This is a genomic window from Duganella sp. Root336D2, assembly GCF_001425005.1.
Classification (GTDB): Bacteria; Pseudomonadota; Gammaproteobacteria; order Burkholderiales; family Burkholderiaceae_D; genus Rugamonas.
This window is the reverse complement of the sequence record NZ_LMDB01000038.1, coordinates 257,939-282,338: the sequence shown is the minus strand read 5'-3', so window position 1 is coordinate 282,338 and position 24,400 is coordinate 257,939. Positions and strand designations below refer to the sequence as shown.

Sequence of the window (24,400 nt, the reverse complement as noted above, 5' to 3'; positions counted from 1 at the left end):
GGCTCAGCGAAAGTAGCGAAAGCGTGGCGTGCAGGGGCACCGTTGTTAGCAAGAAGGGACACGGGGCGGCCAAGCGTAAGAGAAGTCTTCACCGTCCAGAGTCAAGTTAGGGCTATATGTTGGATCGTTTAACAGATCGTCGCCCCAACGTGCCTTCATGAAATCAATCTCCCTCTTGAAACGGGCAATCTTTACCGGAGAATCCTCTTCGCCGCGCGATGCCGATTCGTGGTGGTTCATTTCCGCGTAAGGAGTCCAGACGTTGCGATAGCCCGCAGCCTGGACGCGCAAACAGAAGTCAACGTCGTTGAATGCCACCACGAGCTGCTCATCGAGACCGCCCATCTGTTCAAAGACTGAACGGCGCACCAGCAGGCAGGCTGCCGTGACGGCGCTGAACGATTGGTGCAGTACAGCGCGCGCGAAGTAGCCCGCCTGCCCTTTCGGCAGGTACTTATGGGAGTGGCCGGCAATCCCGCCCACGCCGACGACGCAGCCACCATGCTGCAGGCGGCCATCCGGATACCAAAGGCGCGCGCCAACGCAGCCGACGTCCTCACGGCACGCAAACGAGACCATTTCCTCGAGCCAGTCGGGCGTCAGGATCTCGATGTCGTTATTCATCAGACACAACAACTCGCCACGCGCCAGGCGGGCGGCACTATTGTTCAGGGCCGCATAGTTAAAGGGACTGTCATCCCGCACCACCTTGAAGCGCGGTGCCTGCAGGCGATCGAACAAAGCCTGCGTGGCTGGTTCGACGCTGCCGTTGTCGACGATGATGACCTCGTAATTGCTGTAGCTGGTCTTGGCCTCCAGGGAATTGATGCACATTTCCATCAGGTCGGCGCGGTCCTTGGTCGGGATGATAATGCTCACCAGGGGCTGTGGCGACGGGCACGCAAAGCGCACGCGGTTCAGCGCAGGCGCTTCCGGGGCCGATGTCACTTCCGCGACAAGCCCCCTGCGCGCCAGATGCTCGGCCACCGCACGGCGCCCGGCATCGGCCGCATAGTTCTTTTCGCCAGCCGCCAGCGCGGTACTGCCCGCGATGGCTCGCCAGTGGTACAGCACCTGCGGCACGTGCACCACCTGCGCCGGCTCAAGCTGCTCAATGACGCGCAGCGCCAGGTCGTAGTCCTGTGCGCCATCGAAGCCGGTGCGGAAGCCGCCAAGGCTTCGCAACAGGGCCGTGCGGTAAACGCCCAGGTGGCAAATCATGTTCTGCGCCAGCAGCAGTTCGTAATTCAGCTCGGACTTGAAATACGGGTCGTAACGACGGTTGGTGGCGTCGACCTTGTCTTCATCAGAGTAGATCAGCCCTGCATCCGGCTTGCGATTAATTGCTTCCACAATCCAGTACAAAGCATGTTCAGTCAGCAAATCGTCGTGGTCAAACAAGGCGACAAACTCGCCCTGCGCCAACGCCAGGGCGGAATTGCTCGCCTGCGAAATGTGGCCGTTGGATGCCCTGAATTCAATCTTGATCCGGCGGTCCTGGGCCGCGGCGGCTTCCAGCAGCTCGCGCACCCGTGGATCCGTCGACGCGTCGTCGGCGATGCACAGCTCCCAGTTGGGATACATCTGGCTGCGTACGGAATCGATGGCTTGGGACAGGAATTCGACTGGCGCGTTATATACGGGCATGAGCACCGAGATCAGAGGTTGCAAAGCAAACCCCGCCATCTTGTTGCGCATTTCCAGACGGGACTCTTCGGTCAGGGTGCCGTAGCGCTGCACCCACGCTTGATAGTCATTCCGGTCAAAGCTTTCGGAGCGCGTCTTGACAACCATCATGCCGCGCCGAAGACCAGCCACGCCCTCGCGTCGGAAGAGGCCATATGCCATGCTTGCGGTATTACCCCAGCCGCCATAGCGCCGCTTGACACTCGCGGCAAACTGCCAGGCACGTCGCAACTTCAGCACGACACTGCCAACGGCACGCCATGGCCGGGTCAAGCGCCAACTGGTCGAGCTTTGCATCGCCTGCACGGCTTGGCTGAGCTCAGCGATCTGGCGGTCGCGTTCGATGAGGACCTTGAGCAAATGATCAACGCCTGCCTGATGGTCGGTCGGACGGCCTTCCGCACGTCCTTTTTTCGTATAGTGTTCGTAGCCAGAAGCAAATTCTTGTCTGCGCACGGCTTCGGCGATGTCCGGATTGACCTTCAAATATACTACTTCATTAAATTCCGAATTCATGACAACCATTTAACTATCAACGATAACGAGGCCAACGAGCTCAGCGCCACCTCGCGACAGCGGATTCGCAAAAGAGCGCTGCCACGCAAGTAAGCTAAAAAATTAACTGATTCTTCGCCTGCGAAACAAGGGGTACGCTATACGCCAATTCTCAGACGAAGCTGCACCAGCTATCAGAACCGGCAAACGCGCAAAGCTCATGCACTTGAAAGGACACAATTTTCTATTTTAACATCCAGGCCCAACCCACCCCCTTCGAAAAATGTGCAGCCTGGCATCGAACGACAGGCTCTTCCTTGTCTCGTGCTCGACTCCTGACTCTTCGCAAAGCCAGATGTGCTGGGATGTTGAGCAACAGGCACACCCAGCGCTAGGTGTGGTTTACAATCAGGATCTTTTTGAACCGGACTCCTACATGTCTCGTCCCGCCTCTACGGCTTCCGCCCGGCCGATCTACTTGATTATAGTTTTGGGGCTTCTGGTCAGCGCTTGGACATTCTTTCCCGGCTGGATGAGTAATGACTCCCTGATCCAGTATCGAGAGGCGCGCCTCGGCGTATTTAATAGCTGGCATCCCGTGCTGATGGCATGGTGGTGGAGGCAATTGGATCATCTTTATCAAGGTCCAGCGCCTTTCCTGATTCAGAATCTCTTGATGTATTGGGGTGGATTAGGTCTCCTGACAAACGCCATCCGGCGGAGCGCCGGCCAATACGCATATATAGTCCCGATTTTAGGCCTTTGGCCAGCACTATTCTTCGTGTTAGGCGAAATTTGGAAAGATGTCGCATTTGCGTGCAGCCTGTTCATGTCTTGGGCCATTGTTATTAACGCTTATTGCTGGCAGAGGAAGACATCTTGGCTGGAAAGATGCATCCTGATCATTCTAATAACCTTCGCAATCGGAGTGAAGACCAATGGCATTCTCGCCATTCCGTTTCTTGTAATTTTTTGGTTGTATAGTGACGGCGTGCGCCATAGGAAAATTTTTGCTGTGCTGACTTCTATCATTCTTTCAGCTGCAATACTTGTTCCTTATGGTGTTACTCGTACCCTTGCTGTTAAGCACGACAATCCTTTGCAATACACCCAAATTTATGACTTGCTTGCGATTTCAGTAAAAATCAAACAAAATTTGCTTCCACCTTACATTAATGAACGAATTCAGCTATCACAAGATGAACTGAATCAAAATTACATTGTCGGTGGCAACAATGGCCTCTTCTACGGCTACACAAAGGACTTGGTCGGACTCCGAGCGCCGTCCACCCAAATTGCAGAGGAGCTCCGCGATTCGTGGATTAAAGCCATCAAGGATTATCCGCGAAGTTACCTTGCCCATAGATGGGATAACTTTCTTTCCCTTTTAAGGATTGGACAATCGACCGCAGCATATGTCGCCAATCCGCTGGTAGTTGAAAATGAATTTGGCATCAAATTTAATGCTAACGAAATTTCTGATTTTTTCGATAAAGAGCCGTCAGCACATCCTTGGATTTTTTATCCTTGGCTGTATGTGTTGCTAACATTTATTTCGGCTGCCGTTTTGTTTTTGAATAAAAAACATAGACTTCTTGCAGCTGTGATCAGCGGGTCTTCGCTCACATTTATCGCAGCTCATTTCTTTATTGCCCCGGCATCAGATTTTCGTTACCTGTATTACTCGTACTTTTGCGCTTTGATAGTAGCTTCTTTCGCCGTCTTTTCATTAAAACCCCTGCACAATGACGCAAAGCAGTTCTTAGCACAAAGACGGGGACGCACCGCTCCTCGCAGCTTATAATCAGGGCTATATCAAATTTACGTCTGGCGTGAGCAATACTCGCGCTCGAGGAATCACACGCATGGCTTTCTATCCTGTCTTTCTATCGGTTGTATTTGTAGTCCGCAATCAAGGCGTGCAATTGGAAGGCATTCTCAGTGCAGCCAGCGAACAGGTGGCTTCGTATGCCAGCGACTATGAGTTAATCATCGTCGACAATGCGTCCGATGACGAGAGCGTCAGCATACTCAAGTCCCTGACCACCCAGCAGGGCTTGCCGAACCTGCAAGTCTACGCCTTGACCAAGGAAGTAAATAGCGACACCGCGGCTTGGGTTGGCTTGGAGAATGCGCTGGGGGATTTTGTTGCAGTTATTGACCCACTGATCGATGACATCGCATTCCTGCCACAAATGCTGGAGAAAGCCGTCAGTGGCGCTGACGTCGTGTTTGCCAACAATACCCAAAAACCCCGCCAGAGCCTGCCATACCGCTTGGCCAACAGTGCGTTTCACTCGCTTTACAAGAGCTTTAATGGCATCCATCTGGCGAAGGAAGCTCCGAGTTACAGACTTCTCAGCAAGCGAGTCATCAATTTCATTCTGCAGCATCCGCAGCCCTCTGTAACTTACCGGCACCTACCCGCGACCGGAGGTTTCGCGCGCGTCAATATGGAGTACAGTGCAGCCCCGATCGCGGGGGGCATCAAGAAGCTTGGCGCGAGTATCGATCGCGGAATGCGCCTGCTAGTTTCTACAACCCAGACGCCAATGCGTCTGGTGACCAGCTTGTCGCTGTTTGGTGCAGTTGCCAACTTGGTGTATTCGATTTATGTCGTCGCAGTCGGCATTTTCAAATCCGACGTCGCGCCAGGCTGGATCAGCCTGTCTCTTCAACAGTCCGGCATGTTTTTCCTGATTTCGCTCGTGCTGCTTGTGTTGGGCGAGTACATCCTGCACATGGCGACTTTGTCCAACGAGGGACCGCTCTATCACGTTGGACAAGAGTTCACGAGTGCCCGCGTGACCCGCAAAGAAAAACTGAACATTGAAACGGTGAATGCCCGGCCTGTCAGCGTCGAGCATCCAGCTGCACCCATAGGTACCTGATTTTGAGCATGACGGACGCAGATGCAGTCATCATTGGCGGAGGATTTTATGGCGCAGCAATCGCCATCTACCTGGCCAAGGAGCGCGGCCTCAAGCGTGTGGTCTTGCTCGAGCGGGAACCAAAACTGCTCTGCCGGGCTTCGTATCACAATCAGGCCCGTGTCCATAATGGATACCACTACCCGCGTAGCTTCACCACGGCTTTCCGTAGCCGTGTAAACTTGCCCCGTTTCGTTCGTGACTGGCCTGAGGCAGTCAAGCAGGATTTCACCAAGCTCTACGCCATTGCGCGGCGCAATTCTAAAGTGACAGCCAAGCAGTTCGAGCGCTTTTGCTACGAGATTGGTGCCAGGATTGAGCCAGCCGAAGCTAGCCTGCAGAAGTTGTTTGAACCGCGTCTGATCGAAGCGGTGTTCCTGGTTGAAGAATATGCCTTTGATTCGACCCGCCTTGCGGCTTGGGCGCAAAAAGAGCTTCAGGAATCCGGCGTCGAAGTGCGCCTGTCGACCAGGGCAATGACCGTGGCGCGCGACGCGGGGGCGGGGCTGCAGGTAACAACCTTGAATGAGAACGGCGATTCGGATTCCGTGCGTTGCCGTTACCTCTTCAACTGCACCTACAGCGGGCTGAATCAACTGTCAGGGGAATTCCCAGGGACCAAGACACGCTTAAAACACGAGATCACCGAAATGGCCCTGGTCAAGGCCCCGTCGGCATTGGAAGGGCTCGGCGTAACCGTGATGGACGGCCCGTTCTTCTCCATGATGCCCTTCCCTGCCCGCGGTCTGCACACACTTTCCCACGTGCGCTACACGCCACATTTCAGCTGGCAGGATGAGAGTGGGGATGACCCGTACAGGAAACTGCAGGAATATGAACGTGAATCGCGCGTCGACCGCATGCTGCGGGACGTGGGTCGCTACATGCCGTCGGTGCTTGACGCAAAATACGCCGACTCGCTGTTTGAGGTCAAAACGATTTTGCAAAAGAATGAAGGCGACGATGGTCGCCCAATCCTGTTCGAACAACACGCTGAACTACCTGGCTGCTACTCGGTGCTGGGCGGGAAGATCGACAATATTTACGACGTGCTTGAAAAACTCGAAACTGAGCAATTTGAGAACGTTGCGGAGCGATAAATGAAAAAGAACGCATTGATTGGTTATTCCGGTTTCGTCGGAACCACGCTGCTCAAGCAAGCATCCTTCGAGGCGCTGTACCGCTCAACCAATATCCACGAAATCGACAACCAGGAATTCGATGTCGTCGTCTGCGCCGGCGCCCCCGCGCAGAAATGGATCGCCAACGGCAATCCAGCAGAAGACAAGGCCAAGATAGAAGGGCTGATCAACCACCTGAAGACCATTACCTGCGATACCTTTGTGCTGATCAGCACGGTTGATGTATTCAAGAATCCGCAAGGGGTGGACGAAGATACTCCTATCGACGAAGACGGGCTGCACGCCTATGGACTGCACCGCCGCCTGCTGGAAAAGTTCGTCGAGGAACATTTTCCAAAGCATTTGATTGTCCGCCTGCCAGGCCTGGTCGGCCCGGGCTTGCGAAAGAACGTCATTTTCGATTTCCTGAACAATAATAATCTGCACGCAATCGAGAGCCGCGGAGTGTTCCAGTTCTACCCGATGGTGAACCTCTGGTTCGACATCCAGACCGCGTTGGAAAAAGGGCTGAAACTGGTGCACCTGACCTCTGAACCGGTCAGCGTGGCGGACGTTTCGCTGCATGGCTTCGGGCGGTCCTTCACCCAGGAGCTGGCCAACGCGCCGGCCCACTATGACATGCAGACGCGCTATGCCGGCCAATTTGGCGCAGGCGGGTGCCATCAATACAGTGCGCGCGAAACGATTCTGGCAATCCGGGCATATGCACAGTCCGAACCACTCAAGACTGGAGATGCCGCATGAGGCTCGCTATTTCCAACATTGCGTGGGACATCGTCGAAGACGAAGGCATGGCAACGCTGCTGAAAAAATTCAGCGTTGACGCCATTGATATCGCGCCCGGAAAATATTTCCCGGAGCCTGCCAAAGCATCCGTCTCCGACATCGAAGCCGTCAAACAATGGTGGGCAGAGCGCGGCATCGAGATCACGGGAATGCAGGCGCTTCTGTTCGGCACCGTCGGCCTGAATGTGTTTGGGCCGACGGAGGTGCAGAATGCCCTGCTCGCGCACCTGGCCGCAGTTTGCCGCATCGCTTCGGGGTTGGGCGCAACGCGCCTGGTTTTCGGCTCGCCGAAAAATCGCGATCGCACCGGTTTGAGCGATGAGCAGGCCTTGGCGGAGGCGGTGCCATTCTTCCGGCGGCTCGGCGACATTGCCCTCGAACAGGGCGTGATCATCTGCCTGGAGCCGAATCCGACCTGCTATGGCGCCAACTTCATGACTACCAGCGCCGAAACGGCGCAAGTGGTCAGGAGCGTCGCCCATCCGGCGATCCGGATGCAGCTCGATACCGGGGCGCTGACCATCAACGGCGAATCGGCTAACACGGTGCTTGAGGATTGCGCGGATCTGATCGGCCACGTGCACGTCAGCGAACCGAACCTGGTCCCTATCGGCGACCTCGACACCGACCACGGCAATCTGCACGAGGCGATGGCCCGATTCCTCCCCGCCCATGTTGCCTCAATCGAGATGGTCGCAACCAAAGACGAGCCCCACATTGCCGCCATCGAGCGTGCGCTCACCCGCGTAACCAATTTCTATCGCCCAGTAGCAGGTATATCAGTATGAAGTGGATAATTTTATTAACTGGCATTCTTGCCAATGCATCCGCCAGCGTGCTGGTCAAAATCGCGATGATGCCGCCTCGCAAATTCCCGTCGCCCGCAGATCCGATGGCGGCGCTCAGCAATTGGCCGTTCTGGCTGGGCCTCGGGCTGTATGGCGCGGCCTTCCTGCTTTATGCCGCCGCGCTGGCGCGCCTGCCGTTGAACGTTGCGCACCCGATCCTGACTTCGGGTGCAGTTGCCACGGTCGCACTATTCTCCATTTTTCTCTTCCGTGAACCTTTCCACTGGACCACGATCGCCGGGATAGTCCTGGTGATTTCAGGTGTAACACTCATTACGGCGCGCGTGGCATGAATCCAATGAATATTCCAGAGAACATCAAACCAGCTGGCCGCGAAACGTGGAAAGTGCCAGCGATGGAAGTGCCGCTTTGGCAGGGCAAGCAGCACGCGTATTGTGTGGTGATCCCTGTGATCAACGAAGGCGACCGCATCCGAAACCTGTTGCAGCGTATGCAGGCCTGCCGGATCTCGGCGATTGCCGACATCATCATTGTCGATGGCGGCAGCACGGATGGCTCAATGGAACTCGAAGCGCTCAAGCGCTTCGACGTGAGCGGCCTGATCGTCAAGAAAGGCCCTGGCAAATTGAGCGCCCAGCTGCGTTGCGCTTATGCGTTTGCGCTGGACCAGGGATATGACGGCATCGTCACGATTGACGGCAACGACAAGGACGATCCGGATGCCATCCCAAAGTTCATTGAGGCACTGGAAACAGGCGTCGACTTTGTGCAGGCCTCTCGCTTCATTTCCGGCGGCGTAGCCGAGAACACGCCGAAGTCGCGCGACTTTGCGATCCGCTTTATCCACGCACCTGCGCTCTCTTTGAGTTCTGGCTTCAAGTGGACTGACACCACTCAAGGCTTCCGCGCATACAGCCGCAAGATGCTGCAGGATCCGGATGTCGGCGCGTTCCGCGATATTTTCCGCGAATACGAACTCCTCGCCTACCTTTCGCACCGTGTTCCACAATTGAACTATCGTTGCCTAGAAATTGCAACGGTGCGCCGCTATCCGAAGGGCGAGGTTCCGACCAAAATTTCGGCATTCCGCGGAAATTTCAAGGTACTTAGAACACTCGTACATGCCTGCTTTGGGAAATATAATATTGATAATTAATTTACTGATTCCCGAGCATCGCCCGGCAGGTCGGTGATGAGTTCCCAGCACGGCTGGTACAACAAAAACCAAGCTAGAACTAACAAAGCAGTCAGATATGGATCAGTCATGCGCAAATCAAAAACGGCAGTAAGAAAAGCACATTTCCTTCTCGCATCCATGACTTCCGTTGTGATCGCGGGGTGCGGAGGTTCGTCGGGAAGTCAGGAGCCTGCTCCACCTAGCACTGTGGGACAACTAAAGGTCTCTACTACTACTCCCGGTGATGCATCTAATAGTGCAAACCGAAATGGCCCCATCGAAGTCGTATTTGATCGTGAACTGAATCCATCCACTGTATCCTCTGAGAAAATAGTTCTTCAGAACCCGATCGGCAGTATTCCGGCAAACGTCACTGTCGCCGGGAATAAGCTGACGCTCACCCTTCCGCAACGCTTGGCTCGTGGCACGACATATTCAATTGATGCGGTCAGCCTACAAGGAAAGTCGGGGGAAACACTCTCGGGCACACGATTGCTAAGTTTTACGACGACGACAGAAAGGGAGTGGAGCAAGCCTATTAAGGTTGATGTATCCGGCAGTTCGAGCAAACCCCACATTTCGGTCGACAGCAATGGCAACGCCATTGCGGCATGGCGCCAGAATGACGGCACAACTGGAGCTATTCACTACGCTCGGTAGTCGGCCCTGAACAATTGAACGGAGCCTGATTCTAAAGGCGAAACGCCTGAAAAACACTGCTGCAATTTGCAAGGTTTCGTTAGAATAGAGGCAATTCCTTGCAAATTCCAGAGGGGCAGATGGGACCAAAGCCAGTCGGACCGCAAAGCAATGACATGTTTCGCCAACGGCTAGACGAGTTGGTGAACCCGCAGCACCCGCTGGCCAGATTGGCCAAGCACATCGACTGGCAAGTGTTTGAACAAAAGTGGGCACCCCACTTTCCATCGTCGCGAGGCCGTCCCGCCACGCCAACGCGCCTGATTGCCGGCCTGCTGTACTTGCAGCATACCTTTGCCCTGTCGGACGAAGACGTGGTGTGGGGTTGGGTCGAGAATCCATATTGGCAGCTGTTCTGCGGCGAAACCTGGTTCCAGCACCGCCCGCCGATCGATCCAAGTTCATTGACGCGCTGGCGCAATCGTATCGGCGAGGAAGGCTTGGAATGGATGCTGACGCAAACGATCAAGGCCGCCGAATCGACCAAGGTCGTCAAGCCACAGAGCTACCAGAAAATTATCGTTGACAGCACGGTGCAGGAGAAAGCGATCGCCCATCCCACCGACAGTAAACTGCTGGAGCGGGCCAGGCAGCACTTGGTCAAGCTGGCCACTGAAGGCGGTTTGGTTCTGCGCCAGAACTACAACCGGGAAGCGCCGAAACTGGCGGCACAGACTGGCCGCTACGCTCATGCCAAGCAATACAAGCGTATGCGCGGCAGCCTGAAAAAGTTGAAGACAGTGGTAGGCCGGGTGTGGCGCGACGTGCAGCGCCAAGTGGAAAAGCTGCCCGCAGCCATGCAGGGCAAGGCCGGTGATTTGCTGGCCAAGACCAAGCGTTTGTTGACTCAAAAGCAGAAGGACAAGAATAAGCTGTACAGCCTGCACGCGCCCGAGGCGGAGTGCATCGCCAAAGGCAAATCGCGCCAGCCCTACGAGTTCGGCGTGAAGGTCTCGATTGCCACCACGCACAAGGAAGGTCTGGTGGTCGGCATGCGCAGCATGCCTGGCAATCCGTACGACGGACACACGCTGTTTGAAGCGCTGGAGCAGGTGTCGATCCTGACCGACTGCCAACCCAAGGAAGTCTTTGTGGACCTGGGCTATCGCGGCGTGGATGTCCAGCCCGGCACCAAGGTCTACCACCCCAAGCTCAAGCGAAACATCACCCAGCGCTTGCGGCGCGACATCCGCCGCCGCAGCGCCATCGAGCCAGCAATCGGGCACATGAAAAATGACGGGCGCCTGCGGCGTAATTGGCTGAAAGGGACCGACGGCGATGCGTTCCATGCGCTGTTGTGCGGATGCGGGCACAACCTGCGCATGATCCTCAGGAAGCTACGGCTTCTTTTTGCCCAGATTTCCGCCGACCTAATGTCGTCACTGAACCTGGCGATACGCCGGCAGTCCCGATGGCAACTGACGTCGCTCTGAATTTTGATTTATTCAGACCGGACTCGGTATACTCGAGAAAAGGGATGGGGCAACCCAGAGGTATTGCCCGGTGCGTCGGGTGACGTAGGGCGAATTCAAGTTGCACATATAGACGACAACCACGTTCTCGCCGTATGGCCAAGATTTGACACTTGCTGCCTCGGCGTTTATTCCAGCCTGTACGACGTTGGATCGGGATGGGATGCGCCTCAACGAATCGACTCAGGCTACCTCGGCTCTTGGGGGCCAATCAACGATCCAGTATCCATCAGCACAGACCACGCAGGTAAAGCGCTTGTAGTTTGGAGCGAATTCACGGGCAGCGTCACAAAGATTCAATCAAAATTCTTCAACGTTGGACAACGGTGGAGCTCGCTAGCCACAGTAGACTTTTATCAAAGCAGGTCAGATCCCCCCAATGTCTCACTGAACAAGGCCGAAGCGTGTCAATGAATTTGAAACACCTTGTTGAATTGGTGAGTGTCTAAATCTCGGATTTCAGGCAGCTTTTTTCTCCATGGTCGGTGGGTTGATCCAAGCAGCCGTGGGCAGTTTCTGCGGTTGCGGCATACGGTTTTTGAAGCGGTTCGGCGTGCGCTGGTAGGCGCTCGCCAAAGTGGCTTGGCGCTGCTTGCGCACTTCGGCGGCACGGCCGGTGTGGACGCTCTCTGGCGTCATCATGCCGATGCCAGAATGGCGATGCTGCTGGTTGTACCAGGTGAAGAACTGGGCGCAATGAGCGCGGGCGTCGGCCAGCGAGCCAAAGCGCACTGGAAAGCCTGGCTGGTACTTCATGGTCTTGAACTGCGCCTCCGAGTACGGGTTGTCATCGGAAACATAAGGCCGGCTGTGCGACTTGGTGATTCCCAGGTCTGATAGCAGCGTGGCCACCGGCTTGGAGCGCATGCTGCTCCCCCGGTCGGCATGCAAGGTCAGCGCACCAGGCGCGATGCTTTCCTTGGCGGCAGTGTCGGCAATAAGCTGCTCGGCCAGCTCGGCCGTTTCGTGCTCGGCCACCATCCAGCCAACCACGTAGCGGCTAAAGATGTCGAGGATGACGTACAGATGGAAACATGTTCCCCTGATCGGCCCCTTCAATTTTGTGATGTCCCAGCTCCAGACTTGGTTAGGCACCACGGCCAGCAGTTCCGGCTTGGTGTATTCGGGATGTCGCAGCTGGTTGCGCCGCTCGCGCACGGCGGCACAGCCTTGCAGCAGGCGATACATCGTACGCACCGAAGCCACGTAGCGCCCTTCATCGAGTAGCTGGGCGTGGATGGCAGCCGGCGCACAGTTGGCGAAGCGTGGGCTGTTGAGCAAATCGAGTACCACTCGCCGCTCCAGCTCCGACAGTGCCAGTGGTGGACGCTTGGCTGGCGTAACGGTGACCGTTGGCGGCAGTGGGCGAACGTTACGCGCAACGCGATCCCGATAAAAAGCGCTGCGTGGCAGGCGCAATGCGTGGCACGCGACGCTCACGCCGACTTGTTCGGCCAGGCTGTTGGCAGCGCTGATCACTTCGGCTCGCTGGGCGTGTCGCTGGTATCGAGCCCCAGCAGAGTGGAAAGTTTTTTTTGGACGTCAATAATCAAGTCCGCCTTTGCCAGCTTGGCGCGCAAACGTTCGACTTCCTTCTCTAATGCCTGAACACGGCGCGCTTCGACAGCGCCGGAATCGACTTTCGGTCCGCGCTTGCGTTCCAGCGCGGCGGCTTCACTGGCCTGCTGCCGTTGCTTGCGCCATGTCGCCAGATGCGACGAGTAAATGCCCTCTCGACGCAGCAAGGCGCCAATGTCACCAGCGGCCACGCAGGCGTCGGCTGCTGCCAAGATGCGCAATTTCTCGGCCTTGGAGAAGGTGCGACGTTTGGCCGTGGGTACAACCTCGGGGTCGGGGCGCTGGGCCTCGGCAGACGATGCGTCGTTGGCGTTGCCAGGGACTACTGGAGTGCTAATTTGATGCTTTCGGTTGTGCATATTGGGGACCTACCGCTGTACTCTAAATTATATCGGGTAGGTGTCTCAAGTTATATTGGCACAGAGGGGGCTGGCGAGGCGTTTGCGGCCTATACAACTCAAAACATTGCATGGGGAACCTCTGGTATCAGTGCATCCGCGAGGCGATACACGCAGGATCGCGGGTGGGTAGACGTGTCGATTTACTCTTCGTTCCTCACTGAGGCTCGCTTCCCACAAATCGCAGTCGATGAAACAGGGAACGCAACCTTTGTATGGGTGCAAACTGACGCAGCGGGTAAGAGAGTGCACGCTCAAAGATTCTTACCATCCGGGCCACCACCGTTTGATACCGATTCGGTCATCTCTGATAATTCGGGAGATGCTTCACCTCCGAAAATGGTCATTGATCCCCTTGGCAATGTAACCGTAGCATGGAGCCAAAGCATTGACGGCACATCCCGGGTGCTAGTCAATCGTTACACCACTGCAACGGGCTGGCAAGCAGTGAAAGCCATTGCAACGGACACCAAATATATCGGCTCCGATTCGCCACAGGTTGCAGTCGACAAGGATGGAAATGTTGTGGTTGTGTGGCTAGGGACTGAAGATTCCAAGACCCAAGTGCACTCGATGCGATTTGTTCCGTCCCGAGGCTGGGAAGACGCGAGGATTCATGGCACTACCGGGATCACATCGAGCCCTCAAATCGCATTAGGTACTGCTGGGGATGCAATGATTATTTGGGAAAGCAGTGACGGAACCTCAAGCAGTATCCTTGTTAGCACTTTCGATTGAATCGCGTGAGATAGTCGAGCGAAAACGCAGTTGGCGAAGGGGTTGTGATATGCCTGGCGCAACGCAAAACCAAGCCAGAACTTTACAAAGCAGTTGGATATGGATCAGTCATGCACAAATCAAAAACGGCAGTAAGAAAAGCACATTTCCTTCTCGCATCCATGACTTCCCTTGTGATCGCGGGGTGCGGAGGTTCGTCGGGAAGTCAGGAGCCTGCTCCACCTACCACTGTGGGCCAACTAAAGGTCTCTACTACCACTCCCGGTGATGCATCTAATAGCGCAAACCGAAATGGCCCCATCGAAGTCGTATTTGATCGTGAGCTGAATCCATCCACTATATCCTCTGAAAAAGTAGTTCTTCAGAACCCGATCGGCAGCATTGCGGCAAACGTCACTGTCGCCGGGAATAAGCTGACGCTCACCCTTCCGCAACGCTTGGCGCGTGGCGCGACATATTCAATTGATGCGGTCGGCCTACAAGGAAAGTCGGGGGAAACACTCTCTGGCACAAGATTGCTTAGTTTCACGACAACGACAGAAAGGGAGTGGAGCGTTCCTCTTCAGATTGACGCGACCGGTAATTCCAGCAAACCTCACATTTCTTTCGACAGCAATGGCAACGCCGTCGCGGCTTGGCGCCAGAATGACGGGGCAAATGGAGCAATATATTTTAATAAATATACTCGAGGACTAGGATGGAGCAGTCCCGGCGCATTGCAAGTTGCATCAGGTGATGTTGGGTACATCCAATTGGCACATATCGACGACAATCACGTACTTGCGGTTTGGCCTCGATTTGATGCATGCTGCTTCGGCATTTATTCAAGTCAGTACACTGTTGGTGGTGGTTGGGACACGCCACAACGAATTTACGAAGGAATGCGCGTCTTTGGCGAATTCAATGTAAGTGACCCTATATCGGTCAGTACAGATCAAGCGGGTAAAGCATTCGTCGTTTGGAGCGACTTTACCGGAATGAATACAACCGCCCGCTCGCGAATCTACACCTTGAGTGGAGGATGGGGCCCGCTAACCACCGTGGACTCTTTCCAGAGTTACATGGATCGAGCGAATGTGTCGATGAACAAGCGTGGACAGGCTTTTGCAACTTATACGACTACAAATCTTCCCTATGGGGACAGCGGAACCAAGGTTCGCGCCAAGCAGTACACACAGGACGGTAAATGGGCTACTGTCTTGCTCTTCTCTACCGAATTTATTGAGGCGCGTTTCCCGCGGGTTGCCACAGATGACGCTGGAAACGCTACGTTCGTATGGCTGCAATCTGATGCTACGGCTAAAAGTATTCACGCCCATCGCTTCAGCGCCACCGGCCCGCTGGACACAGACACTGTCCTGTCCAATGATTCTGGCGATGCGCTCCCACCAAAACTGGTGGTTGATTCTGCAGGTAACGTAAGCGTTGTATGGGGGCAGAACATCGACGGCAAGGTCCAGCTTTACACTAATCGCTATTCTATAGGCGGCTGGCAAACTGCTCAGGCCATTGCAGCAGACATCAAATACAGCGGCACCGACTCACCACAGATTGCAACTGACAAGGACGGAAATGTCTTGGTTGTGTGGCTTCAGTCTGATGATTCCAAGATCAATGTCTATTCAAGGCGATTCGTGCCGGCTCAAGGCTGGGAGGAAGCAAAAATCCAAAGCACTACGGGCAACGCGTCGAATCCGCAGATCGTATTTAGTAGTCCAGGTGATGCTATGATCGTTTGGGAAAGTCACGAAGGAACAGCAAGCAAGATCCTCGTTACGGCGTTCGATTAACTGCTCGTCAAATACTCAGGCAAAAAAGCAAAGGCGGCATTGATATCAATGCCGCCTCCAAATTCTTGGATCTGCTTCAATCGCTTCTTGAGGACCTCATCCATTCGATCGTCGCTTGCAGCCCTGCTTCGAACGTCGTGTGCGGTCTCCAGCCTAGATCACTTGCAGCAAAGCTCGTGTCCAGAATGCTCACCGGGACGTCCACTGGCCGTCCCGGCCGGTGATCCACAGGAATTTTTTCGCCAAGCAGCCGGTCAATCGAACCGACGATGTCATTCAGGGTCCGGCCCTCTCCGCTCCCGATGTTAAAGATGCGGCCCAACCCTTCATGGTAAGCAGCCAACATAAGGGACTCGACCACGTCGTCAACGTAAATATAGTCACGGGTCACGCTTCCATCGCCCCACATCTCAATCGGTTTGCCCGATAGCGCCCCGCGCAAGAAGGCAGCAATCACTCCCTGATTTTTCAATGCTGTCTGGTAGGGACCGAAGGGATTAGCGACACGCAAAACTCGGTATTGCAGGCCATAGAGATACTCATATAAGCCAAGGTATTTCTCGATCGCCAGCTTACTGATTCCGTAAGCCGTGATTGGATTGGTACGTGCCGTCTCCGGCGTCGGTACCAGGTCAGGGATACCGTAGACGGTACCGCCTGAAGACACAAAAACTACCCTGGACACACCAGTCTCACGACATGCTTCGAGCAGGCGCAAAGTGCTTGCGACATTCGCGTTCAAATCAGCAAGCTTGTCGACATTTGCGCTGGCAGGAGTGGTTGCATTTACGAGGTGGAACACCACTTCGCACTCGGAGACAGCCGCAGCTACACTGGTCGAATCCGTAAAGTCACCAGGTAGCCAGTCACATCCATGCAATGCCTCAGGAAAACTCTGACGTCGTCCGAATGCTCGCACCTTTGCCCCCTGCTCTGCGAGCGCCCGGCATAAATTGGTGCCGATGAAGCCGCCAGCCCCCAGTACTGCGCAACGCAACCCTGCCATCGACGGCATAATTGTCCGGCCAATGGTACTCATGCTACGTTCTCCACCGCATCCCCTATTTCAATTTTCTTAAGATTGTTAAGAACGTATCATATTACGTATCCGTCGAGCCAGCTTCCATCCAGTTGCGCCAATGCCACGTACAAGGCGGAATACGACCGGGATGCGAGCCAGGCGATTGGCGATGCCCCGTGCGGCCCTGACCGATGCACGATTTAACTCAGCAGACATTGCAGCATTCGCTAAGCGCAACTCATGGCCCGCATCACCGTTGCGGCAAAGTTCCGCATTAAGACGGGCAATTTCTGCACTCAGGCCTTGATCGTGCTCATTCAAGTTGTGCATCAATGCCTGCAGGCGGAAGCTTTCAAAACGCGGCAACCCATACATATTGCGCGCGAGGCGTCGCATAGCAGGCCATGCCTTATATGTACGCAGCATCGATTGTTTGCGGACACGATATAGACAGTCAGCTTGCGGAATAACTCCGATCCGATGGCCCGACGAAGTGATCTTCAAGAAGAGTGCCCAATCTTCCCACATCGACTTCTCACTATCATCCCATCCACCGAGTTCGCGAACTACGCTGGTGCGATAACCCGAGTTCGCATGTCCGAGGTGATTGTTGAGCTGGGAGATCACCACCCCTTGCCCCAGCGGGCGATAGATGTAACCACCGAACACCTGCTCATTAAAATCGGCTTCTTCGTCAAACGCTTTCAGATATGGTACTGCCGCCGCACAACGGGGCTCGGCGTCGAGCAATCGAACGATGTTGCGAACGAAGTCATTCAACGGAACATCGTCGGAGTCCACATTGATGACATATTCGGTATTGGCCGCGTTCAGGCCAGTATTTCGCGCACCTGACAGCCCTTTGTTCGTCGGATGGCTAATGATGCGGTATGGCAGACGCAATTCACGTTGCACTAATTCCTCGAGTTGGCTTGCGTAGCCAGGCTTCGATGCATCATCAATAAAAATCACTTCAGCGGGCGATTTGCTCTGATTGTTCAGGCCGAAGATAAGGTCGCTGATGAATCGAAGCTCGGTGTTAAACACTGGTACGATGACACTGGCATTCCCGGCTGGAAGCTGAACTGCCGGAGGAACGACGGATTCCCCAAATTCTTCAACCGCTTCATTAATGGCCGCTTGGGTCTCCACCATGTTGGCCATGAAATTCACGCGCAATCGGTGCACTTCATCCACCGGCAGCTTGGCAAGATTCCTCATGGCGGACAACAGCGAGGCCTCAGTCGGGTCAGCGAGCAGGATTCCGTCAAATGGTTCAGAATACATCTCGCCCACCCCGCCGGCCCGCAACATCAATGGCAAAACGCCGGCGAAGGTAACATCAAGCATTGCATATGGATGGTTGTCCCCGAGATACGGCATCACGCAGAAGGCGTTTTTTGCATAACTGCGAAGCTTGTCCATAGCCGCGTCACGGCTTAGGGAAGTGAACTCGAGCACTTCGAAGCAGGTGCGCAGCGCTTCCAAACGCGCTGTCTCTTCAGGCGCCTCATTGACTTTCGGGCCAATGAATACTATTCGTTTAATTCCAAGCTTCTGTAGCTGGCCGCCGTCCACGGACATCGCTCCAAGGAAGAGTGGGTATCCCTTCATGGCGGAGCGCTTCCCGAAGAAAACTATGGTATCGATTGGCTCGGTTGGCTCGATCTCAGCTTCTTCATAGTGGTACGGGTAGCGCAGACGGACGATCTGCTCGCCAGTCATTTCGATTCCCGTTTCGTGGTAAAGGTCGTGCAAGAATTTCGTCGGGAACACGATACGGTCAGCGTTCTCAATAGAGATCTTTTCCCGCTCGGCTACTTGGAAATGCGAAAGCCCAAACCAGTTTTGGTTAGCATTTTCCAAATAGTGAGTCGACCCGTGGCAATGCACGATCAGTTGAACCGACGGCGGAAGCAGACTGGCGCGCTTAGCCTGAGCAAGTCGTGCCCCCATGCCTTGATAGTCCGCATATTCGATCTTCGTGATATTCGGGAAATAGAACATCAACTGAAGCGTAGCCTTGAGAGCCAGGTCTTCAACTGGCAATGACAAGTCATTCTTATCAACGAGATGCTGTGGGCGAATGAGTTCAAGACGTCGGAACAAATTCTCGTCCAGCCCTTCCTGGTTTCCTATGAAGAGGCACAGCGTATTATCCAACCCATAGGTCGAGCGCTGTTCTGCAACAAACGTACCAATTCCGCCCGTGTTGTGTAGGCCTGCATATTCAGAGGTCAGCAACAAGTGCTTTGGCTGCACGCCACAGTGCAGCAAGCCGGCGGCCTTGAGGAAGGCTAGGTAGCGCGTCGGTTCACAGCGAAGCTCGATATAAATCGTGCTGAACTTCTCATCGAACTGATTAGCCCGCGTATGACCGCAGCGCTCAACCTGGAAGCCCGCTGCCTCGCAGAACGATGCTAGCTCTTCGTGCGTCCACTCCCGCACATGCGCGCGATTTTCAGGAGTAGTGCCATACGAAGCGTAATCCATGACGTGGCGATCAGGAGTCGATACAACCAACCGGTTTGTCAAATGTCGCATCAGCACAGTGCGCAACTGAGCAAGCAACAAGCGCGGATCAGGAATATGTTCGATCACATCAGACAGAATCAACAAGACAGGCTCGTCAGGATCCAAATCCCCAAACACCCGTGCCAAATCTCCGCTCGAGTTCAGATCGCATTCGACCCAACGTGCACCGGGGAATGTAGTTGACGCCAATTCCAGAGAACCATGGAAATCGAGCCCGACGGTGTTGAACTCTTCCGCTGGGAAGTAGTGCACCAGTTTCTCTCCGTTGCCACAACCTACGTCGACAATACGCTTAATACCGCTCTTTTCGGCCAAAATACGCGCTTCGGCATACACATCTGGCTGCCACATTACATTGTTACTTGGCGTATCCGCGTAGAGAGCATTGATTTCTCTGGACATGCCATTGCTGCCAAAATGCTGTTCAGGCGTCGCAAGGCGTACATCTGGCTGCAAGGATTTCACCTTGCGCACACGGATAGATTCCGATGGGAAGTTAAATTTGGTCATTCTTGATAGGATTTAGTTCGTAGACGAGAGCGCTTCAACGGCGTGCTGGCCGACATCGACGCCAGCGATGGCGCCGGCGGCTTCGATTTCGGCCGGGAGTCGGACTGCCCCCCAGAACTTGCGGTTTCCAGTGATAGAGATCGCAGTGAAGTCGTACAGGCCGTAACACTCCCGATAACTTTGCAGTGAATCATGTTGCGCAATGCCAGCGATGAGGAGGTACTCACCAGGCATCAGTTCGGCCTTGATACGTGCGGTCAACAAACGACGCTCGCCCGCGCGAACCGGCCCAACCGGGTTCCCGGAATAGAAAGTGTGTGCCCCGCCAATCAGAGTGCCAGAGCGATCACGAATACCGACCCCGAAATCGATCTGATCGTAATCTGCCGAGAAGAGCACGTTCAATTTCACTGTCAACCACTCGCCAACTGTGTAATTCAAGCTGGACTCACCATGGGCATTAAGAACGTAAACCTGTTCAATATAGGCGGTCCCATCATCCACGACGTGGTCACGGCGAACGGGCACAGGCTCAGCAGCGGGCATCGCAATCGCCGCTGCTGACTGGGCTGCAATATCCTTCTGCCCGGCGACAACCGATGCCGCCGCTACAGTCGGCTCTTCCCGGCTCATCTTGTAATACACATTCACCGCATCGGCTGTTCCCCCCTCGAACACCTTCTGCCCTTTGTCTAACACAATGGCACGAGTACAGATCCGTTCCACCGAGTACGTGTCATGCGTGACGAAGAATACGGTTCCGCCACGCTCGCGGAATTCATCCAGCTTGCGCATGCAACGGGCTTGAAAGAACACGTCGCCAACGGACAAGATCTCATCAACCACGAGGATTTCAGGATCCAGTGCAGTTGCAACTGCAAACGCCAGGCGCGCATACATACCGCTGCTATAAGTCTTGACAGGCTGCTCGATGAATTCACCGATATCAGCGAATGCCGCGATCTCTTCGAACTTCTGTTCAATTTGCTCGCGTTGCAACCCAAAGATGGCCGCGTTCAGAAAGACGTTTTCACGGCCTGTAAATTCCGGGTTGAAGCCAGCCCCAAGTTCGAGCAGTGCCGTAATCTTGCCGCCAATTGCTACTTGGCCAGATGAGGGTGTAAGTGTGCCAGCAATCATTTGCAGCAAGGTCGATTTACCCGAACCATTACGCCCCAATACCCCGATGGTCTCACCACGGCGCACTTCGAACGAGATATCGCGCAGTGCCCAGAAATCACGGTAATAGCGCTTTCGCGTCATACCGACCAGCCCTTGGAGAGAAGGAAGAACGAACTGTTTTAAGCGGTCACGGGGTTGCTCGTAAATGTGATAGCTCTTGCTCAGGTTCTTTACAGTAATAACGACTTCAGAGGACATCAGCAAAACCCTTCCGTGTTTTCTGGAACCACGCAAAACCTAACCATGCGACCACCGCAGAGAAGGCGGTCCAATATCCCCAATGGAGCCAATCTAAGCTTTTGCCCCAGATCATGACATTGCGCGTATCTTCTACAATATAAGTAAGCGGATTGATTAACATGAGTCCTCGCAAGTCCTCCGGAATAGCCGTAATCGGGTAGAACACCGGAGACATGTACATCAATACGATCGTAATGACGCTGATGATCTGGCCCACGTCTCTCAGGTAAACACCCAATGAGGCCAGCAACCACGCAATTCCTAACGTTAACAACATCAACGGAATAAAGATCAGGAAAACTTGCAAAGCTGCGATGCTAGGGACGCTAAAGAAGATCAGGAAAAAGATTAGCCAAACTAACAGGCTAATCAGCATATGGAATGCTGCTGAACCGAGTGCGACTACCGGTAAAACTTCCAACGGAAAAATGACTTTCTTAACGTAGTTCGCATTATTCAGGATTAAGCTCGGCGAGCGGTTGACCACCTCACCAAACAGATTAAACATCAAAAGACCTGTGAACATAATCAGGGCAAATTCAACCTTGGAGTCAGATCCACCGACCCAGCGAGCCTTAAACACCACGCTGAACATAAAGGTGTACACGGCCAACATTAAAACAGGATTAAAAAAAGACCAGAGTAGGCCCATTGTTGAGCCTCTGTAACGTCCAATCACTTCACGCTTGATCAGGTCGAAGATGAGATTTCGGTTTTTGTATAAGGACGCCAGCAGCGCCAGCGGCTGCGTCGATTGTGGTGCATGCGGATTCATACGTATCCCTGAGGGTTTTGTTTTTGCCAGTTCCAGTGATCCCGGCACATCATGGCCAAGTCACGTTCCGCGCGCCATCCCAGGTGGCGTTGGGCAAAGGCTGGGTCTGCGTAGCAGGCGGCGACATCGCCTGGGCGGCGGGGGGATACGCGGTAGGGGACGGCTTGCCCGCTGGCGCTTTCAAACGCCTTTACCACGTCCAGCACGCTGTAGCCGTTACCAGTTCCCAAATTAACTTCAGTGCACTGAGCCGCGTCGAGCCGCTCCAGTGCCTTCAAATGGCCCAACGCCAGGTCTACTACGTGGATGTAGTCGCGCACGCCAGTGCCGTCTTCGGTAGGGTAATCGTTGCCCCAAACATTGAGGAATTCCCGACGGCCCACCGCAACCTGCGCGACGAACGGCATTAGGTTGTTCGGGATACCCAGTGGGTTTTCACCGATCAGGCCGCTGGCATGTGCGCCGACAGGATTAAAGTAGCGCAGGATAGCGATACGCCAGTCCGGGCTTGCGCGATACAGGTCGCGCAGCATGTCTTCGATGATCAGCTTGCTTCGGCCATAAGGATTCGTAGCCGACAGCGGATGGTCTTCGGTGAGTGGCAGGCGTTGCGGTTCGCCATAGACGGTGGCCGAAGAACTGAAAACCAGCGTGTTGATGCCGCAGTTCTGCATCGCCGCCAGCAGGCGATGGGTACCAATCACATTATTGTCGTAGTAGCTCAGTGGCTGTTCCACCGATTCGCCAACTGCCTTCAAGCCCGCGAAATGGATCACGGCCTTGCACCCGTATTGGCGCAAGGTAGCTTCGATCGCATGCTGGTCGCGGATATCGCCTTCGACCAGCACCGGCTTGTGGCCGGTGATCTGTTCGACGCGCTTAAGCGACTCCGGATGGCTATTGCAGAAGTTGTCGAAGACGATAACTTCGTGGCCGGCCTGAAGCAACTCGACACAGGTATGCGAGCCGATGTAGCCGGCACCGCCGGTGACTAGGATGCTCATGCAAACACCTCGGCATTTCGAAGGGGCGTACCCTGCGCATCCTTGGCCGACAGCGACGGCGCGCCGTCAAAGTGCCAGTCGATCGCTAGGTCCGGGTCGTTCCAGGCGATGCTGCGCTCGTACTGCGGAGCGTAGTAGTCGGTTGTTTTATACAGGAACTCGGCGCTGTCGCTGAGCACCACGAAACCATGGCCGAAACCTTCAGGAATCCACAACTGGCGCTTGTTCTCGGCGCTCAGTATTTCGCCAACCCATTGACCGAAGGTAGGCGAGCTCTTGCGCAGGTCGACGGCGACGTCGAACACCGTGCCAGCCGACACACGCACCAGCTTTCCCTGCGACTGCTGAATCTGGTAATGCAGGCCGCGCAGCACGCCCTTGACGGAGCGCGAGTGGTTGTCCTGCACGAAATGCACGCTTCGCCCCACGGCCTCTTCGAAGCGGGCCTGGTTGAAGCTCTCGTAGAAGAAACCGCGCTCGTCGCCGAATACTTTCGGTTCGATCAGCAGCACCTCTGGGATCCCAAGGCGGGTGACGTTCATCAGTACACCTTTTCTTCCAGGATGCGCAGCAGGTACTGGCCATAGCCGTTCTTGGCCAGCGGACGGGCCAGCGATTCCAGCTTGGCAGCGTCGATCCATTCCTGGCGGAAGGCGATCTCTTCCGGGCAAGCCACTTTCAAGCCCTGGCGATTTTCCAGGGTAGCGATGAACTGGCCTGCTTCCAGCAGCGACTCGTGGGTGCCGGTGTCAAGCCAGGCGTAGCCGCGGCCCATGATTTCGACATTAAGCTTGCCCTGCTCCAGGTACAGGCGGTTCAGGTCGGTAATTTCCAGCTCGCCACGCGGCGAAGGCTTCAGGCTCTTCGCCAGTTCCGCCACCTGGTTGTCGTAGAAGTACAGGCCAGTTACGGCGTAGTTCGACTTCGGTTTGGCCGGCTTTTCTTCCAGCGACAGTACGCGGCGCTGCCCATCAAACTCGGCCACGCCATAGCGTTCCGGGTCGTGCACGTGGTAGGCGAACACGCTGGCACCTTCGGTGCGCGCCATGGCGTTGCCCAGCAGGTCCTGGAACTCGTGGCCGTAGAAGATGTTATCGCCCAGCACCAGTGCCGACTGGTCGCCGCCAATGAATTTCTCGCCGATGATAAATGCTTGCGCGAGGCCGTCCGGCGACTCTTGCACCGCATATTCCAGGTTCAGGCCCCAACGCTCGCCGTTGCCCAGCAGTTGCTGGAAGCGCGGCGTGTCTTGCGGAGTCGAGATGATCAGGATATCGCGGATGCCCGCCAGCATCAGGGTGCTGAGCGGGTAGTAAATCATCGGCTTGTCAAACACCGGCAGCAATTGCTTGCTGATCGCCAGGGTGGCTGGATGGAGGCGGGTGCCGGAGCCGCCGGCCAGAATAATGCCTTTGCGTTTCATGCGGATGTCC

At 55.0% G+C, this 24,400-nt stretch carries 20 protein-coding genes; 11 read left to right on the top strand and 9 right to left on the bottom strand.

Annotation, left to right across the window (positions count from 1 at the left end; all coding sequences use genetic code 11):
* Positions 1 to 45: 45 nt before the first annotated feature.
* Positions 46 to 2,211 (bottom strand): glycosyltransferase, encoded by a 2,166-nt coding sequence (locus ASD07_RS27650; RefSeq protein WP_055938300.1) that lies wholly within the window; start codon positions 2,209 to 2,211, stop codon positions 46 to 48.
* A 406-nt stretch (positions 2,212 to 2,617) separates the two neighbouring features.
* On the opposite strand from ASD07_RS27650, the gene ASD07_RS27645 reads away from it, so the two are divergent.
* The 9 genes from ASD07_RS27645 (at position 2,618) to ASD07_RS27610 (ending at position 11,157) form a co-directional block, all read left to right on the top strand.
* Positions 2,618 to 3,985 (top strand): hypothetical protein, encoded by a 1,368-nt coding sequence (locus ASD07_RS27645; RefSeq protein ID WP_156398198.1) that lies wholly within the window; start codon positions 2,618 to 2,620, stop codon positions 3,983 to 3,985.
* Positions 3,986 to 4,046: 61 nt separating this feature from the next.
* The gene (locus ASD07_RS27640; protein ID WP_055938294.1) at positions 4,047 to 5,072 is read left to right on the top strand and encodes a glycosyltransferase; all 1,026 of its coding nucleotides are present in this window, start codon (positions 4,047 to 4,049) and stop codon (positions 5,070 to 5,072) included.
* Between the two features lie 8 nt (positions 5,073 to 5,080).
* Entirely contained in the window at positions 5,081 to 6,211 is a 1,131-nt protein-coding gene (locus ASD07_RS27635; protein WP_055938291.1) for an FAD-binding oxidoreductase, read from the top strand.
* Entirely contained in the window at positions 6,212 to 6,997 is a 786-nt protein-coding gene (locus ASD07_RS27630; protein ID WP_055938288.1) for an NAD(P)-dependent oxidoreductase, read from the top strand. It abuts the gene before it with no gap.
* Entirely contained in the window at positions 6,994 to 7,827 is an 834-nt protein-coding gene (locus ASD07_RS27625) for a sugar phosphate isomerase/epimerase (RefSeq protein WP_055938284.1), read from the top strand. The genes ASD07_RS27630 and ASD07_RS27625 overlap by 4 nt, the downstream gene beginning before the upstream one ends.
* On the top strand, positions 7,824 to 8,180 hold the full coding sequence (locus ASD07_RS27620) for an SMR family transporter (protein ID WP_055938283.1): 357 nt from the start codon (positions 7,824 to 7,826) through the stop codon (positions 8,178 to 8,180). Before ASD07_RS27625 ends, ASD07_RS27620 begins: the two co-directional genes overlap by 4 nt.
* The gene (locus ASD07_RS27615; RefSeq protein ID WP_229207310.1) at positions 8,177 to 9,004 is read left to right on the top strand and encodes a glycosyltransferase family 2 protein; all 828 of its coding nucleotides are present in this window, start codon (positions 8,177 to 8,179) and stop codon (positions 9,002 to 9,004) included. Before ASD07_RS27620 ends, ASD07_RS27615 begins: the two co-directional genes overlap by 4 nt.
* Before the next feature lie 108 nt (positions 9,005 to 9,112).
* Positions 9,113 to 9,685: an Ig-like domain-containing protein gene (locus ASD07_RS30525; protein ID WP_162246605.1), complete on the top strand. Its 573-nt coding sequence runs from the start codon at positions 9,113 to 9,115 to the stop codon at positions 9,683 to 9,685.
* A gap of 119 nt (positions 9,686 to 9,804) precedes the next feature.
* Entirely contained in the window at positions 9,805 to 11,157 is a 1,353-nt protein-coding gene (locus ASD07_RS27610; protein ID WP_055938278.1) for an IS5 family transposase, read from the top strand.
* A gap of 498 nt (positions 11,158 to 11,655) precedes the next feature.
* Here ASD07_RS27610 and ASD07_RS27605 read toward each other — a convergent pair.
* Positions 11,656 to 13,112 (bottom strand): IS3 family transposase gene (locus tag ASD07_RS27605; RefSeq protein ID WP_373922107.1). Its coding sequence is split into 2 segments (ribosomal slippage): positions 11,656 to 12,725 and positions 12,725 to 13,112, totalling 1,458 coding nucleotides; the frame shifts between segments, so codons are not numbered across the junction.
* 195 nt (positions 13,113 to 13,307) lie between these two features.
* On the opposite strand from ASD07_RS27605, the gene ASD07_RS31205 reads away from it, so the two are divergent.
* On the top strand, positions 13,308 to 13,910 hold the full coding sequence (locus ASD07_RS31205) for a hypothetical protein (protein WP_156398196.1): 603 nt from the start codon (positions 13,308 to 13,310) through the stop codon (positions 13,908 to 13,910).
* 110 nt (positions 13,911 to 14,020) lie between these two features.
* The gene (locus ASD07_RS30520) at positions 14,021 to 15,700 is read left to right on the top strand and encodes an Ig-like domain-containing protein (protein ID WP_082507596.1); all 1,680 of its coding nucleotides are present in this window, start codon (positions 14,021 to 14,023) and stop codon (positions 15,698 to 15,700) included.
* A 76-nt stretch (positions 15,701 to 15,776) separates the two neighbouring features.
* Here ASD07_RS30520 and ASD07_RS27590 read toward each other — a convergent pair whose 3' ends face one another.
* The 7 genes from ASD07_RS27590 to rfbA are packed head-to-tail and all read right to left on the bottom strand — an operon-like array spanning position 15,777 to position 24,390.
* Positions 15,777 to 16,739 carry an NAD-dependent epimerase/dehydratase family protein gene (locus ASD07_RS27590; protein WP_055938269.1) on the bottom strand — a complete coding sequence of 321 codons (963 nt, stop codon included), beginning with the start codon at positions 16,737 to 16,739 and terminating at the stop codon, positions 15,777 to 15,779.
* 45 nt (positions 16,740 to 16,784) lie between these two features.
* On the bottom strand, positions 16,785 to 19,766 hold the full coding sequence (locus ASD07_RS27585) for a glycosyltransferase (protein ID WP_082507595.1): 2,982 nt from the start codon (positions 19,764 to 19,766) through the stop codon (positions 16,785 to 16,787).
* Positions 19,767 to 19,778: 12 nt separating this feature from the next.
* Positions 19,779 to 21,146, bottom strand: a complete 1,368-nt coding sequence (locus ASD07_RS31310; RefSeq protein ID WP_055938263.1) for an ABC transporter ATP-binding protein — start codon at positions 21,144 to 21,146, stop codon at positions 19,779 to 19,781.
* Positions 21,136 to 21,963, bottom strand: a complete 828-nt coding sequence (locus ASD07_RS27575) for an ABC transporter permease (RefSeq protein ID WP_055938260.1) — start codon at positions 21,961 to 21,963, stop codon at positions 21,136 to 21,138. Before ASD07_RS27575 ends, ASD07_RS31310 begins: the two co-directional genes overlap by 11 nt.
* The gene (gene galE / locus ASD07_RS27570) at positions 21,960 to 22,967 is read right to left on the bottom strand and encodes a UDP-glucose 4-epimerase GalE (RefSeq protein ID WP_055938257.1); all 1,008 of its coding nucleotides are present in this window, start codon (positions 22,965 to 22,967) and stop codon (positions 21,960 to 21,962) included. The genes ASD07_RS27575 and galE overlap by 4 nt, the downstream gene beginning before the upstream one ends.
* A complete protein-coding gene (rfbC, locus tag ASD07_RS27565; RefSeq protein WP_055938255.1) occupies positions 22,964 to 23,509 on the bottom strand; it encodes a dTDP-4-dehydrorhamnose 3,5-epimerase in 546 nt (181 codons plus the stop codon). Before rfbC ends, galE begins: the two co-directional genes overlap by 4 nt.
* The gene (gene rfbA / locus ASD07_RS27560; protein WP_055938252.1) at positions 23,509 to 24,390 is read right to left on the bottom strand and encodes a glucose-1-phosphate thymidylyltransferase RfbA; all 882 of its coding nucleotides are present in this window, start codon (positions 24,388 to 24,390) and stop codon (positions 23,509 to 23,511) included. Before rfbA ends, rfbC begins: the two co-directional genes overlap by 1 nt.
* Positions 24,391 to 24,400 lie beyond the last annotated feature (10 nt).

Excerpts from the sequence above, each read along its gene's own strand:
- ASD07_RS27650 (WP_055938300.1), bottom strand. The coding sequence starts at position 2,211 with ATGGTTGTCATGAATTCGGAATTTAATGAAGTAGTATATTTGAAGGTC.
- ASD07_RS27645 (WP_156398198.1), top strand. The coding sequence starts at position 2,618 with ATGTCTCGTCCCGCCTCTACGGCTTCCGCCCGGCCGATCTACTTGATT.
- ASD07_RS27640 (WP_055938294.1), top strand. The coding sequence starts at position 4,047 with ATGGCTTTCTATCCTGTCTTTCTATCGGTTGTATTTGTAGTCCGCAAT.
- ASD07_RS27635 (WP_055938291.1), top strand. The coding sequence starts at position 5,081 with ATGACGGACGCAGATGCAGTCATCATTGGCGGAGGATTTTATGGCGCA.
- ASD07_RS27630 (WP_055938288.1), top strand. The coding sequence starts at position 6,212 with ATGAAAAAGAACGCATTGATTGGTTATTCCGGTTTCGTCGGAACCACG.
- ASD07_RS27625 (WP_055938284.1), top strand. The coding sequence starts at position 6,994 with ATGAGGCTCGCTATTTCCAACATTGCGTGGGACATCGTCGAAGACGAA.
- ASD07_RS27620 (WP_055938283.1), top strand. The coding sequence starts at position 7,824 with ATGAAGTGGATAATTTTATTAACTGGCATTCTTGCCAATGCATCCGCC.
- ASD07_RS27615 (WP_229207310.1), top strand. The coding sequence starts at position 8,177 with ATGAATCCAATGAATATTCCAGAGAACATCAAACCAGCTGGCCGCGAA.
- ASD07_RS30525 (WP_162246605.1), top strand. The coding sequence starts at position 9,113 with ATGCGCAAATCAAAAACGGCAGTAAGAAAAGCACATTTCCTTCTCGCA.
- ASD07_RS27610 (WP_055938278.1), top strand. The coding sequence starts at position 9,805 with ATGGGACCAAAGCCAGTCGGACCGCAAAGCAATGACATGTTTCGCCAA.
- ASD07_RS30520 (WP_082507596.1), top strand. The coding sequence starts at position 14,021 with ATGCACAAATCAAAAACGGCAGTAAGAAAAGCACATTTCCTTCTCGCA.
- ASD07_RS27590 (WP_055938269.1), bottom strand. The coding sequence starts at position 16,739 with ATGAGTACCATTGGCCGGACAATTATGCCGTCGATGGCAGGGTTGCGT.
- ASD07_RS27585 (WP_082507595.1), bottom strand. The coding sequence starts at position 19,766 with ATGACCAAATTTAACTTCCCATCGGAATCTATCCGTGTGCGCAAGGTG.
- ASD07_RS31310 (WP_055938263.1), bottom strand. The coding sequence starts at position 21,146 with ATGTCCTCTGAAGTCGTTATTACTGTAAAGAACCTGAGCAAGAGCTAT.
- ASD07_RS27575 (WP_055938260.1), bottom strand. The coding sequence starts at position 21,963 with ATGAATCCGCATGCACCACAATCGACGCAGCCGCTGGCGCTGCTGGCG.
- galE (WP_055938257.1), bottom strand. The coding sequence starts at position 22,967 with ATGAGCATCCTAGTCACCGGCGGTGCCGGCTACATCGGCTCGCATACC.
- rfbC (WP_055938255.1), bottom strand. The coding sequence starts at position 23,509 with ATGAACGTCACCCGCCTTGGGATCCCAGAGGTGCTGCTGATCGAACCG.
- rfbA (WP_055938252.1), bottom strand. The coding sequence starts at position 24,390 with ATGAAACGCAAAGGCATTATTCTGGCCGGCGGCTCCGGCACCCGCCTC.